General features: G+C 65.6%; 13 protein-coding genes and 3 tRNA genes. 10 read left to right on the top strand and 6 right to left on the bottom strand.

All coding sequences use genetic code 11. The annotated features are described in order from the left end of the window. Nucleotides 1–21: 21 nt before the first annotated feature. Nucleotides 22–1,146 carry an extracellular solute-binding protein gene (locus KIP89_RS11925; RefSeq protein ID WP_250152431.1) on the bottom strand — a complete coding sequence of 375 codons (1,125 nt, stop codon included), beginning with the start codon at nucleotides 1,144–1,146 and terminating at the stop codon, nucleotides 22–24. Between the two features lie 461 nt (nucleotides 1,147–1,607). Between KIP89_RS11925 and KIP89_RS11920 the strand changes: the two genes are divergently transcribed. After that, complete coding sequence (locus KIP89_RS11920; RefSeq protein WP_213755666.1) at nucleotides 1,608–2,339, top strand: TerC family protein; 732 nt, start codon at nucleotides 1,608–1,610, stop codon at nucleotides 2,337–2,339. A 138-nt stretch (nucleotides 2,340–2,477) separates the two neighbouring features. Next, complete coding sequence (locus tag KIP89_RS11915; RefSeq protein WP_213755665.1) at nucleotides 2,478–3,173, top strand: sulfite oxidase-like oxidoreductase; 696 nt, start codon at nucleotides 2,478–2,480, stop codon at nucleotides 3,171–3,173. A 99-nt stretch (nucleotides 3,174–3,272) separates the two neighbouring features. On the opposite strand, the gene KIP89_RS11910 is transcribed toward KIP89_RS11915, so the two are convergent. After that, nucleotides 3,273–4,154, bottom strand: a complete 882-nt coding sequence (locus tag KIP89_RS11910) for a hypothetical protein (RefSeq protein ID WP_213755664.1) — start codon at nucleotides 4,152–4,154, stop codon at nucleotides 3,273–3,275. Nucleotides 4,155–4,615: 461 nt separating this feature from the next. Between KIP89_RS11910 and KIP89_RS11905 the strand changes: the two genes are divergently transcribed. Then, on the top strand, nucleotides 4,616–5,518 hold the full coding sequence (locus KIP89_RS11905; RefSeq protein WP_213755663.1) for a class I SAM-dependent methyltransferase: 903 nt from the start codon (nucleotides 4,616–4,618) through the stop codon (nucleotides 5,516–5,518). Between the two features lie 5 nt (nucleotides 5,519–5,523). Here the strand turns inward: KIP89_RS11905 and KIP89_RS11900 are convergent. Continuing rightward, nucleotides 5,524–5,598 (bottom strand) — tRNA-Thr (locus KIP89_RS11900). Between the two features lie 287 nt (nucleotides 5,599–5,885). On the opposite strand from KIP89_RS11900, the gene KIP89_RS11895 reads away from it, so the two are divergent. From KIP89_RS11895 to KIP89_RS11885, 3 genes are all read left to right on the top strand, one after another. Continuing rightward, nucleotides 5,886–6,308 (top strand): cysteine rich repeat-containing protein, encoded by a 423-nt coding sequence (locus tag KIP89_RS11895; protein ID WP_213755662.1) that lies wholly within the window; start codon nucleotides 5,886–5,888, stop codon nucleotides 6,306–6,308. 31 nt (nucleotides 6,309–6,339) lie between these two features. Further along, the gene (locus KIP89_RS11890) at nucleotides 6,340–6,966 is read left to right on the top strand and encodes an OmpA family protein (RefSeq protein ID WP_213755661.1); all 627 of its coding nucleotides are present in this window, start codon (nucleotides 6,340–6,342) and stop codon (nucleotides 6,964–6,966) included. 118 nt (nucleotides 6,967–7,084) lie between these two features. Then, nucleotides 7,085–7,426 carry a RidA family protein gene (locus KIP89_RS11885; protein ID WP_213755660.1) on the top strand — a complete coding sequence of 114 codons (342 nt, stop codon included), beginning with the start codon at nucleotides 7,085–7,087 and terminating at the stop codon, nucleotides 7,424–7,426. Between the two features lie 123 nt (nucleotides 7,427–7,549). Here the strand turns inward: KIP89_RS11885 and KIP89_RS11880 are convergent, their stop codons facing one another. Together KIP89_RS11880 and KIP89_RS11875 are read right to left on the bottom strand one after the other, a co-directional pair. Continuing rightward, complete coding sequence (locus tag KIP89_RS11880; protein WP_213755659.1) at nucleotides 7,550–9,223, bottom strand: MFS transporter; 1,674 nt, start codon at nucleotides 9,221–9,223, stop codon at nucleotides 7,550–7,552. A 357-nt stretch (nucleotides 9,224–9,580) separates the two neighbouring features. Next, nucleotides 9,581–10,459 carry a TrmH family RNA methyltransferase gene (locus KIP89_RS11875; protein WP_213755658.1) on the bottom strand — a complete coding sequence of 293 codons (879 nt, stop codon included), beginning with the start codon at nucleotides 10,457–10,459 and terminating at the stop codon, nucleotides 9,581–9,583. Between the two features lie 224 nt (nucleotides 10,460–10,683). On the opposite strand from KIP89_RS11875, the gene KIP89_RS11870 reads away from it, so the two are divergent. Further along, nucleotides 10,684–10,768, top strand: a tRNA-Tyr gene (locus tag KIP89_RS11870). 32 nt (nucleotides 10,769–10,800) lie between these two features. Further along, nucleotides 10,801–10,874, top strand: a tRNA-Gly gene (locus KIP89_RS11865). An 84-nt stretch (nucleotides 10,875–10,958) separates the two neighbouring features. On the opposite strand, the gene KIP89_RS11860 is transcribed toward KIP89_RS11865, so the two are convergent. Further along, nucleotides 10,959–11,585 (bottom strand): TetR/AcrR family transcriptional regulator, encoded by a 627-nt coding sequence (locus KIP89_RS11860; protein WP_213755657.1) that lies wholly within the window; start codon nucleotides 11,583–11,585, stop codon nucleotides 10,959–10,961. Between the two features lie 250 nt (nucleotides 11,586–11,835). On the opposite strand from KIP89_RS11860, the gene KIP89_RS11855 reads away from it, so the two are divergent. Then, a complete protein-coding gene (locus KIP89_RS11855) occupies nucleotides 11,836–12,648 on the top strand; it encodes a DUF3313 domain-containing protein (protein WP_250152430.1) in 813 nt (270 codons plus the stop codon). Between the two features lie 137 nt (nucleotides 12,649–12,785). Further along, the coding region (locus tag KIP89_RS11850) for a GTP-binding protein (RefSeq protein WP_250152467.1) at nucleotides 12,786–12,912 on the top strand (127 nt) is incomplete at its 3' end.

Below are 12,912 nucleotides of genomic sequence, written 5' to 3'. Positions count from 1 at the left end.
GCGGGGCCGGGGTGCGCCCGATCAGCTGTTGGTCAGCTTCTCGACATATTCGCCGCGGAGCTTGGCGTAGAAGTCGGTCTGCATCGGCCACCAGAACAGGTTGTCGATGGTGCCGGCCGGATACGCGGCTTCGAAGGCGGCGCGGGCGTCCTCGGAGAGGAACTGCTCGGCGCCCTTGGCGCAGCTGTTATAGCCGGTGGTGTTGGCGAACTTGGCGCCGATGTCCGGCTGGTAGAGGAAGTTCAGGAGGGCATAGGCCTGCTCGACGCTGGCGGCGCCAGCGGGGATGCCGAAGGTGTCGGTCCAGGCAAGGCCGCCTTCCTTGGGCATGCCGTAGCGCCACTTCTTGTCGGTGTTGCGGTGCAGCAGGATGCCGGTCGTGTCCCAGGTCTGGCCGATGGTGCAGCCCGCGTCGGTGAAGGCGGCGGTCGCTTCCGTCGCATTGTTCCAGTACGCGCCGATATTGCCCTTATGGGCGACGATGTACTTCAGCACGCCCTCGAACACGCGGCGCGAATCGGCTTCCGACTTGTAGAGGTCGAGGCCGCGGTTGGACGGCACCTGGCCGGTCGCGTCGAGATAGAGCGCGACGCCGTTGAACACCGACTTCTGGCGGATGGCGGTCTGCTTGGGGTGATCGGCGAGCCACATGTCGCCATAGGAGATCTCGCCCGACTTCTTGTCGAACTTGGTCGAATCCCAGGTCACGCCCTCGGTGCCCCAGTCGAACGGCACGAGGTAACGCTTGCCGCGATAGGCGGCGCCGAGGGTGAGCGAGTTGCGATAGATCGAGGGAACGACCTGATCGACCTTGAACTTCGCTTCGTCGATCGGCTGAAGCAGGTTGTCCTTGTAGTAGTTCGGGCCGGTGTCGACCGACGGGAAGATGATGTCGAAGCCCTTGCCGCCGGCGGCGCGCAGCTTGTTCTCGCACTCTTCGTTCGAACCGTAGGTCGACAGGTTCACCTTGATGCCGGTGGCATTGGTGAAGTCGGCCAGCACGGTATTCTTGTCGAAATAATCACCCCAGGCATAAACGGTGATCGAGCCGGAGGTGGCGAGCGCGTCATGGGCGCGCAGCACGGCCGGCGCAGCCAGCGCAAAGGCGCCGGCCTTCATCATGTCACGGCGAGAAAAGCGGATCATAGGTACCTCCCTTGGCCCCCAGGGGCAAAACCGGGTTCGCTCTATTCAGGGGCGATGAACGGACGATGACATGACGCCCTCTGTCCCGGAAGCCGGGGCGGGGCGGGGGCTCGGCAATGTCGCTTTTGGTCAAGATTTATGTCGCTTTTCAACAAACCTTACGGAGCGGCGTTCAGTGCTTGTGGCGAGGGTGCGACAATCTGTCATGATGCCGGGGCGCTGCCAAGGCGCGGCTCCTGCCCTAGTCTTGTCGCACCCGTTGATCCGGGCCCCTCTGACGCGAAGCTCGAGCTGGCATTCGCGTGATGTCGGATCGCTTCCGATGTCGCGCCGGCTGGAGTCCTCTGTTCGCATGTCACTCATTTCCATCATTGAACATCACAGCCGTCGCGGCGTTAAGCAGCGCGGAAACCGCAACCGCGCGCGCTCGCCGCGCCGTTCCGCTCTCGGGGAGTGATCCGTTGGAATATCTGCTTGAACTTGCCGCAAGCCCGGCAGCCTGGGCGGCCCTCGTCACGCTCATCGCGATGGAGGTCGTGCTGGGCATCGACAACCTCCTGTTCATCTCGATCCTGACCAACAAGCTGCCCGAGGACATCCGTCCCCGCGCGCGCAAGATCGGCATCGGCCTCGCGCTGGTCATGCGCCTCGGCCTGCTGAGCACGGTGGCGTTCATCGTCCAGCTCGTCGAGCCGGTGTTCTCCGTGTTCGGGCAGGCCTTCTCCTGGCGCGACCTGATCCTGATCGCCGGCGGCCTGTTCCTGGTGTGGAAGGCGACCAAGGAAATCCACCACACCATGGCGCCGCACGAGGAGCAGCAGGAGGCGACCGGCGAACTCATCAAGGTGAGCTTCAGCGCGGCGATCGTGCAGATCCTGATCCTCGATCTGGTGTTCTCGGTGGACAGCATCATCACCGCCGTCGGCATGACCGAGCATATCCCGATCATGGTGATCGCGGTCGTATTCGCGGTGATGACCATGCTGCTGGCGGCCGGCCCGCTCGCCAACTTCATCAACCACAACCCGTCCATCATCATGCTGGCGCTCGGCTTCCTGCTGCTGATCGGCACCACGCTGATCGCGGAAGGGTTCGGCGCGCATGTGCCCAAGGGCTACATCTACGCGGCCATGGCGTTCTCGGCGGGTATCGAGGCGCTCAACATGGTGCAGCGCCGCCGGCGCGCTCACTGAAGCACGCCTGATCCGCGCCGGGGGCTTTGTCCGCTCTCGGCGCGGAAGACACATCCCTGATCCGGCAGCGTGGCCATCGGCAAGGCCGCGCTGCCGGACATGCTATGATCGGGCGTCCCTTTCGATGGAGCCGCCCCCATGTCCGAGACCAGCGACAGCCCCGCGAGCGCCCCCGAGGCCGCTCTGCCGGCGGACAGCAAGCTGACCACCACCAAGCAACGATGGGCCCGCGAGGGCAAGTTCCTGACCGGCAAGGCGACGCGCCCGGAAAGCGCCCGTCTGCCGCCCGGCCAGCACCTTGTGCGCGACTGGCCGGTGCTCGATCTCGGCATGCAGCCGCGCCTGCCGCTCGACCGCTGGCGGCTCGATGTCACCGGCGCGGTCGAGCAGCCGCTCTCCTGGGACTGGGAAACCTTCCGCGCGCAGAAGCAGACGCAGGAGACCACCGACATCCACTGCGTCACCACCTGGTCACGCTATGACAATCGCTGGGAGGGGCTCGCCACCCGCGACCTGCTCGATCTGGTGATGCCGAAGCCGGAGGCGAGCCATGTGATGCTCCACTCCTATGATGGCTACACCACCAATCTGACGCTTGAGGATTTCGGCGCCGAGGCCGCACTGATCGTCCATAGCTGGGAGGGGCAGCCGCTCACCACCGAGCATGGCGGGCCGGCGCGGCTGGTGGTGCCGCATCTGTATTTCTGGAAAAGCGCCAAATGGCTCAAGCAGATCGAGTTCCGCACCGCCGACCAGCGGGGCTTCTGGGAGCAGCGCGGCTATCATAACCACGCCGATCCCTGGACCGAGCAACGCTATTCCGACGAGGAATGAGCGGGCGCGGCGCACAATGAAAAAGGCCGGAGGGGTGCCCCTCCGGCCTTTGTCGTCTCTAGAGCTTTAAAACGCTCGATCGGCCGGGGAAGGCCGCGCTCAGCGCGGGCGCATCGGGCCCGGACGCAGGAAAGAATTTGGCCGCGCCGGCTCGGCGCTGCCGCCCGCCACCTTGCGGGCCGGCGTGGCGGTGGAGGAGGCAGGAGCGGCGAAGGAACTGCCGGGCGTGTAGGACGACTTGCTGCCGGCAAGGCTGGCGGTGGTGCTGACCGAGCCAGGCTTGGAACCGGTGCCGCTGGCCCGTTGGCTTTCCTGATAGGCCTTGGAGAGGCTGCCCAGCGCCGGCTTGGCGGGGGCAGGTTGGGCGGGAACAGCTTTGGCCGGGGCGGCAGGCGCCGTGCTGCGGGCCGGTACGCTGCTCTTGGAGGCGGGGGTGACCGGTCCATTCACCGGTCCCTTGGCCAATTGAGCGGTGCGCGGCAGATCGGGCGCCACCTGCGGGCGTCGCGGGCCGCTGATGGAAAGTTCGCGCCGCAGCTTGGCCCAGGTTTCCGCGAGAGCGGATGGGTCCCAGCTCGGCTCCTTGTCGTCGATCTCCCATTTCGCCAGCGATTCCGGCGTTGCGACGCCGGAGTCAATGCGGGGACGGGACTCGGCGGCGATGGCCTCCGAAGGCGCGGCCGTCGCGTCAGACGGCGCGGCCGTGGCCGCGAGAGCGGCTGTCACCGCCCCGCCCGCCGAGATGGGGGAAGGCATGGCGGAAGAAGGCATGGCGATGGCCGTCGCGGCGACCGCCTGACCGGGAACCGCCACGTTCCACTTGCCGGTCTCCCATTCATTGATCGCCCACATCACTGCGGCCCCAAGACCGGCGCCGGCGCAGACATCGGTGATGCTGACACCCGGCACGACCGAGAGGTACAAAGCGCAGATCACGGCGACGCCGACATAGCACGCAGGTGCCCGCCATTTGGATTGCATGTCCGGAATCCCCAGATCCCCCTGAATTTGAATCAACATAGCTGATTCGAAGGAATCTGAGGGCCTTACGCGAAATAAATGATGCGGAATCTCGGAGCGGGACGGTCGGTGCACGCGATCCGTCCCGCGCGCGACGGTCCGCGGGGCTGCGTGTCCGCTGCGCGGCCTTCGATGGAGTCGGTGGTGGCACAGGCGATGATGTCGAGGAATATATCTCTACGTCATGAATGAGTAATAATGCATATCATAAGATATTATTTGTTGTGATATTATCAAATGTATTTAGCGACGTGTTGCGTGTAATGGTCGCCATGTGCAGTGCATTGTAGGTCACTGTCTCGGATGGATTTCGGCGGGTCAAGAAAGTAGCGCGGCTCGACGGGGCCGGCTTTTGACCAGAGTGCTGTCCAACCGCGACCGGGAACGTGCTGAAAAATCGGCCATTCACGACGAGGTCACCCATGCTTGCCACGTTAAAGCTACCCTTTTCCCGGTTTCGCCGGATCGTGCAGGCCGGCCTGTTGGCCGAGGCAAACCCCTTTCTTAAATTTGCCAAACCGGGACATTTTTATTCGCCGGTACCCTCGACGGAGCTGCTTCTGGAGGAGGCCGGACGGGAGGCTCGACGGGCGCAAGCAGAATTGCCGGGAATTGACCTCCGGGCCGAAGCGCAGTGCGCCTTCGCAGCTTCTCTGATTGAGCGATTTGGCAGCCTGCCCGAGCCCAGCCCGCTCTCGCGCTACCACCAGAACAATAAGTTCTTCGAATTCGCCGACGCGTGGGCGGCCTACGCGCTGATGCGCCATTTCCGGCCGAAACGGGTCATCGAGGTCGGTTCCGGGCATTCCTCCGCGCTGATGCTGGACACGGTGGATGCGGATCCGGCGCTGGAGACCCGCTTTACCTTCATCGAGCCCTATCCCGAGCGGTTGCTGAGTCGGTTGACCGCCGACGACAAATTGCGCTGCGACATCCGCGTGGCGAGGCTCCAGGACATGCCTGACAGCCTGTTCGCCACTTTGGAAGCCGACGACATCCTGTTTATCGACAGCTCGCATGTGGTGAAGACAGGCAGTGACGTGGACTTCGCGTTCCGCGAAGTCATTCCCCGTCTCGCGCCGGGTGTCGTGGTGCACATTCACGACATCCTCTGGCCGTTCGAATACCCGGAAAACTGGCTGAAGGAAGGGCGCGCCTGGAACGAGGCTTATATGGTCCGCTCTTTTCTGCAGTTCAACGAACGCTTTGAAATCCTGCTGTTCAATTCGTTCATGGCGCGGCACCATCCGGAGGTGTTCGCGGCGCGCCTGCCGGACTTCCTGGCACGGCGCGGCGGCAGCCTTTGGCTGCGGCGGGTGGCGTGAGGAACTGGTGCCGGCTGAGGGGATCGAACCCCCGACCTTCGGTTTACAAAACCGCTGCACTACCGCTGTGCTAAGCCGGCATTCCGGTCCCATGCCGGCGGAAGGGCGCCAGCCGGGCGGGTGCGTCGTCTTCCCGCAACTGGCGCCGGGCGTCAAGACACTGCCGCCGCGGTCCACGCGAGCTGTTCCCGCGCTGCCGGCTCATCGGGGGGAGGTGGCAATCCGGAGCTTCCCTAAAGTTGCAGGATGCTCAATCATTGCGCATGACGCTGCGTTCTGCGACAGAATTACCATCGTCGCTCGACGAGGGCGTCGAATCGGGGGCGGCCCGTATGCCGCGACTAACTCGCACGGAGGCGAGATACACATGAAGGGTATCGTATTTGGGCTGGGGGCCCTTCTGCTTGCGGCAACCGCCGGCACGGCATCCGCGCAGACGATGAGTTATGCGCAGGCCGGCGCCTTGATCGCCAAGAGCTGCGGCCCCTCCATCGAGCGTTTCTGCTCAAAGGTGAACATCGGCACGGGTCAGGTCATGCAGTGCCTGATGCAGCATCAGGATCAGGTGCCGCGCGCGTGCTTCGACGATTTCGCGGCCGCTCAGGCCTCGATCGCCAAGCGCGTCGCCGCGCAGTCGGGCTCGTTCAAGATCTGCGCTCCCAGCGCGCAGGAATTCTGCTCCGGCGTCCGGCCGGGCGATGCCCAGATGCTGGACTGCCTGCTCGCCTCGACCAAGGTCGTGCGGCCTGCCTGCAAGCAGGTGCTGCTCGATGCCGGCTGGGCCAACTGACGAAAACGGCAAAGCCAGGGATAGACAGATCATGACCCGTTTCATCCGTTTCGTCGGCGGCCTCGCGCTCGCCGCCTCTCTCGCGGCACCGCTCGCGACCAGTGCGTCGGCGCAGACCGACCTCAGCAATCAGCAGATCATCCAGGGGCTGTCGGGCGTCACCAATGACGATCCCTCGCTCACGGTCGAACTGCTGCGCAAGATGGCGCAGGACGCCGTAGCGGCGAACAAGCCGCTGCCGCTCGACAAGTCCGAGATCGCCAAGCGGCTCGACAAGCTGGCGCAGATCACGGTGCAGATTCAGTTCGCGCTGAACTCGTCGATCATCCGCCCCGAGTCCTACGAGACGCTGGGTTCCATCGCCGATGCGCTGCATCACCCGATCCTGTGGAACTACAAGTTCGTGGTGGTGGGCAACACCGACACGACCGGCACCCGCGCGTACAATCTGAAGCTCAGCCAGGAGCGCGCGGACGCCATCGTCCAGGCGCTGGTGGTGGTCTATCAGGTGTCGCCGGAGCGCCTTCAGGCGCTGGGTCTCGGCCAGGAGGCGCTGCAGGTGCCGTCCAAGCCGGAAGACCCGATCAATCGTCGCGTGCAGATCTTCAACATCGGCACGATGGGCCCGATGCCGAAGGCCGTCACCAACCCGCAGTGAGCGGCATCTGACCGAAGGGCGGGGGCGGCGCTCCCGTTCTTCCTGTGCTACCAAGGCCGGCCGGTTCGCCTCCAGGGCGTTCCGCCGGCCTTTCCTTTTGAAAACCAGAGTTTGTCAGATGAGCATCAAGAGAATCGAGATCGGCCCGCGCATGAGCCAGGCGGTCGTCCATGGCTCGGTCGTCTATGTCGCCGGACAGGTTGCGCTCGGCGACGGCGTCGCCGCCCAGACCAAGGGCGTGCTCGACCAGATTGACGCGCTGCTGGCCGCCGCCGGTACCGACAAGACCAAGATCCTCGCCGCCACCATCTACCTCGCCGACATCGCCACCTTCGGCGAGATGAACGCGGTGTGGGACGGCTGGGTGCCGGCCGGCCACACCCCGGCCCGCGCGACCGTCGAGGCGGCGCTCGCCACCCCGGACTATCTGGTCGAGATCGTCGTCACCGCCGCGGTCTGATCGCCGCGCTCCAGACGCACTGAACGAGTGACGCTGAACGAAAAACGGCCCCGTCCTGCGACGGGGCCGTTCTCATATGGGGCCGGCGGCACCCGAAGGCGCCGCCGGCGTGTTGGCAAAGGCTCAATGCCAGTCTTCGAGGTCCCGGTCCTTGGTCTCCGGCAGGAAGATGATGGCGATGACCACCGTCATCAGCGCGACCACGATCGGGTACCACAGGCCGGAGAAGATATTGCCCGTGGCCGCCACGATGGCGAAGGCGGTGGGCGGCAGGAAGCCGCCGAACCAGCCATTGCCGATGTGGTAGGGCAGCGACATGCCGGTGTAGCGGATGCGGGTCGGGAACAGTTCGACCAGCAGGGCGGCGATCGGGCCGTAGACCATCGTCACATAGAGCACGAGGATGAACAGCAGGCCGATGACCGACAGCGAGCGAGGATCGCTGAGGACGCCGCCAATGGTCGGCTGCTTCAGGATCGACGGGTCGCCGACCTTCGGGTAGCCGGCCGCCTGGGCCGCCGCGACGAGCGCCGCGCCAGCCTTGTCGGTATCGGCGATGGTGACGGGCGTGCCGTTGACCGAGGCGACGAGGGGCGAGCCCGCCGGTCCCGGCTGCAGTTCATAGTGCATCGAGTTGGTCGCCAGCGTGCGGCGGTAGAGATCGCACGGCCGGGTGAAGATGCGCACGCCCACCGGGTCGAACAGCGTGCCGCAGCTCGCGGGATCGGCGGTGATGTTGATCTTCACATTTTCCGTCGCCGCAATGAGCTGCGGATTGGCGATGCGGGCGATGTTCTCGAACAGCGGGAAATAGGTCGCCGCCGCGATCAGGCAGCCGGCGATCAGGATCGGCTTGCGGCCGATCTTGTCCGACAGCCAGCCGAACAGGATGAAGAACGGGGTGCCAATCAGCAGGCCGGCGGCGATCAGCAGGTTGGCTGTCGTGCCGTCCACCTTCAGTGTCTGGGTCAGGAAGAACAGCGCGTAGAACTGGCCGGTGTACCAGACGACGGCCTGGCCGGCGGTGCCGCCGAACAGGGCGATCAGGGCGATCTTGGCGTTGGACCAGCGGCCGAAGGCCTCGGTCAGCGGCGCCTTGGAGCGCGTGCCCTCTGCCTTCATCTTCTGGAAGGCCGGGGATTCGCTGAGCTGCAGGCGGATCCAGATCGAGAAGCCGAGCAGGATGATCGACAGCAGGAACGGAACGCGCCAGCCCCAGGCGTTGAAGTCTTCCGGCGACATGGACAGGCGCAGGGTCAGGATGACCAGCAGCGACAGGAACAGGCCGACCGTGGCCGTGGTCTGGATCCACGAGGTGTAGAAGCCGCGCCGCCCATGCGGGGCGTGCTCGGCGACATAGGTCGCTGCGCCGCCATACTCACCGCCGAGCGCGAGGCCCTGGGCGAGACGGCAGAGGATGAAGATGACCGGCGCGGCATAGCCGATCGTGTCGTAGCCCGGCAGCAGACCCACCGCGAAGGTGGCGATGCCCATCAGCGTCATGGTGACGAGGAAGGTGTATTTGCGGCCGATGAGATCGCCAAGGCGACCGAAGAACAGCGCGCCGAAGGGGCGCACCGCGAAGCCGGCGGCGAAACCGAACAGCACGAAGATGAACTTCGCGGTGTCGTTGCTGCCGGGCACGAAGGTCATTGCGATATTCGCGGCCAGTGAGCCCGCGAGATAGAAGTCATACCACTCGAATACCGTACCGGCGGAGGAGGCGATAATGACCTTCCTCTCTTCCTTGGTCATCGGCGCCGCCTTTGCTGGCGCCCCTCCCGTCGTCACGCTCATGATCTCGTCCCTTCCCCAGAATAATCGCGCGAGAATGCCTTCGCGCATCGTCTGAATGCGCGTTGAACACCACAGACTCCCTATGGAGCCTCGTCAGTCTTGCCGAACGATCTTGGGAGTCCCTCTGGGAACGCCACCGACCGGGCCATTTCCTCCCGGAAGCGGCCCGCTCGAAAGCGTGTGCGGCGCCGGCCCCGGATGTCGGCGCGCGGAATTCTTGCGTTCCGCCACTGCCTCAAAGGAAACCTTGGCGAAAACGTAAGCGTTTGACGATTGGCAATTGGTCGTAACGGCGTCTTTGCTGCAATGCGAAAGAATTATGCCGGCTTAGTTCTGTCTTGAGGGGAAGTGCTCGGCTCAGCCCGGCTGGCCGATGGCGCGGCGGGCGATATGCAGCGCCAGCACGGCCGCGTTCGACACGTTCAGGCTGACGATGGCGCCGGGCAGGTCGATGCGGGCGAGCGTGTCGCAGGTCTGGCGCGTGAGCTGGCGCAGCCCCTTGCCCTCGGCGCCTAGCACCAGCGCGACGGGACGGCGCAGCTTGGTGTCGATCAGGTCGGCGGGTCCCTCGCTGTCGAGGCCAACCACCTGAACGCCGCGATTCTTCAGGTCTTCCAGCGCCCGGGCGAGATTGCCGACGAAGCAGAACGGCACATGTTCCAGCCCGCCGCTGGCGCTCTTGGCGAGCACGCCGGTGGCCGCCGGGCTGTGGCGGGCCGTGGTGATGATGGCGCCGACCTTCAGCGCCGCCGCCGAGCGCACGATGGCGCCGACATTGTGCGGATCGGTGATCTGGTCGAGCACCAGCACGAGGTCGTTCTCGGCGGCGTCGTCGAGGCCGAGCGACGGCAGGGGATCGCATTCGGCGAACAGGCCCTGGTGCACCGCATCCGGCCCGACCAGGCGGTCGATCTCGCCGGGGCGCACCAGTTCCGGTGGGGTCTTGAGCGGAATCGATTCGTCTTCGAGCCGCTTAAGGGCGTTTTCCGTGGCCATGAGTCGGCGCACCTTGCGGCGCGGGTTGCGCAGGGCTTCCACCACGCTGTGCCAGCCATAGAGAATCGCCACATCGTCCGGCCATTCGCCGAAGGGACGTCCGGCCGGACGGGGACGCCCGCCGGTCTTCGAGCCGGATTTGCCTCCACCAGCGCCATCGCCGCGCGTGCGGGCGCCGCCAAAGCCGGGCTTGGCGGGGTGGGTGGGGCGATCGGAAGGGCGGCGCGGACGGTCGTTCATGGCGCCTTCTGTCACGCCGCGCGGCGCTTGGCAATTTGCCGTGGCGGAGAAGCGCGGCCGGTCGCGATGCGCCGCGGCAGGGGATAGCCGGGGCCGGCGGGGTTGACAGGGCAGGGGCACCCCACCATAAAGCGCGCCGCACGGTCACGGCACATACTCATGTGTCGTTTCCGACGACCTTGACGGTCGGTGGTCGATGCCCTCGCGGCGCGACCGACGTGCAAGGGGGAGTGTCCCGAGCGGCAAAGGGGGCGGACTGTAAATCCGCTGGCTACGCCTTCGTAGGTTCGAGTCCTACCTCCCCCACCACGTCGCTCTCCGCTATGCTTGCCTCGGCCCTCGCGGGTGTAGCTCAATGGTAGAGCAACAGCCTTCCAAGCTGATGACGAGGGTTCGATTCCCTTCACCCGCTCCAGCCTTCCTCTCCGAATGTTTCGCGCCAGTGAGCTAGGGCGCCGGCAATGCCTGCTCCGCCCGACGTCGGATGCGGCTGGGGTCTCTATGTCGCGCGCCCGCTGTCGCCGGGTGCCTCGGAAGGCCACTCCAGCGCCTGCTCCAGCGTGTCGAACGCCTCCTCGACGCAGGAGACGAGGGATGATGTCCCGTCCTGTCCGATCCAGGCGTCCAAGGCGAGCCTCAAGGCGCCGATCGCCATCATGGCCACGAAACGGAGCCGTGGGTGTTGCCCGGGCGAGGGCCATCGCTGGCAGAGGGCTTCGAAAATCGCCGCTTCAAGCTGCATGTGGCGGAGTATGCGGCGTGTGTTCAACTCATCGGTGCCGTGCAGCAGCCGGGCGGTCTGCATTGCCAGCCGCACGTCAACATCGCTGCAGAGCCCGATGATCGCCGCCCTCAGCAAGGGCAGGGGAGGCTGGTCGGGCAGGCCGGTCGCGACCTGCTCGACCAAGGTCGCGCGGAACTGGTCGATCGGCTGGAAGACGATCTCGTCCTTGCTTCTGAAGTAGTAGAAGATCGTTCGCCGCGACACGCCCGCCGCCGCCGCGATGTCATCGAGCGTGGTCGCGTCGTAGCCGTTTTCAAGGAATAGCCGCAGGGCCGCCTCGCGCAGGCGCTTCTGCGTCTGGCCGCGTTTGCGGGCGCGCAGCCCCTGCGGCTTGCCGGCCATGCTCGCCATCGTCCCGCCCTCTGATTCGCCGGGCACCCCTTGCGGGGCGCCCGCGCCAGCTTTGGCGACTGGAATTAAGCCATAGATCGGCCACAGCCAAACGTCACCCAGTGCAAAATTACACTTGGTGCAAATTAGTGAGCCGATGAACGCGATTCCCGCTGGCCTCCGCAGTGAAGATGGGCGCCTCCGCCCGCGAGGCCGGTGGCGCGAGGTCGGGCGGATGATGAGGGGCCGGGCGCCGCGCCTCATGGGCGTCCTCACCAGCCTCATGATCGGGGGCTGTGCCAATGCGCCGCTGGAGCAGGGTGGCACGCTGTCCTCCTATAGCGACCTCGCGCCGTCCAACGGCGCGCTGACGCGCGCGGCATTGCGCGCCAACAAGGAACAGGTGCTGGCGGCGCGCACGGTGCGCATCGTGCCGACGCAGTTCACCCCGGCGGCGCTGGCAACGCCGTTCACGCCGAAGCAGCGCGCCATCGTCACCAATGCGGTCGACCGTGCCCTGTGTGCCGGATTGAGCGAACGGTTCGAGGTGGTCGCGGCGGATGCGCCGGCTGACCTGACGGTGCGGGCGAGCGTTACCCATGTCACGCGCACCGACGCCACGATGGTGGGGGTGTCGAAGGGGCTCGGCATCGCCAAAAGCGTGTTCCTGCCCGATTTCATCGCGCCGACGCCGCGCCTGCCGATCGGGCTGGGCAGCCTGTCGATGGAGGCCGGGGCTTACGGGCCGAGCGGTCATCAGATCGTCGCGATGACCTGGGCGCGCGGCGCCAGCGCCCTGGTCGGCGCCTCGCGCGTGGCGGAGGAGGGGGATGCCTATGTCCTTGCCGCCGAGTTCGGCGCGGACTTCAGCAAGCTGGTTTCGACCGGCGATACGCCCTTCGGCAAGCTGCCGGACATGCCCTCGCAGGAGAAGATTCAGATGGCGCTGAAGGGCACGCCGAAATACCCGGCCTGCGCCGTCTTCGGCCGCGCGCCGGGCTTTGCCGACCTTGTCGGCGACGGGCTTGGCCTGCCGCCCGACTGGACCGACAAGGGCGCGGCGCCCCCTTCGTAAGCGCGCCGGGGTGTTTGTATCGGTCTGGCGGCGGGACAGTGGCGCTCCGTTGCAGCGCGGCACTTGCGGAATGGCTGGAAACCGCCTATCCCACGGCCCGATTTTCGCGGCCCGTATGTCGCTGAAGGAAACGAGTTATGGCCAAAGAGAAGTTCAACCGTTCGAAGCCTCACTGCAACATTGGCACGATTGGCCATGTTGACCATGGCAAGACGTCGCTGACGGCGGCGATCACGAAGGTTCTTGCGGAGTCGGGCGGCGCGA

This window comes from Ancylobacter radicis, assembly GCF_018449475.1.
In the GTDB taxonomy this organism is placed as follows: Bacteria; Pseudomonadota; Alphaproteobacteria; order Rhizobiales; family Xanthobacteraceae; genus Ancylobacter; species Ancylobacter radicis.
This window is presented reverse-complemented; position numbering and strand designations above follow the sequence as displayed.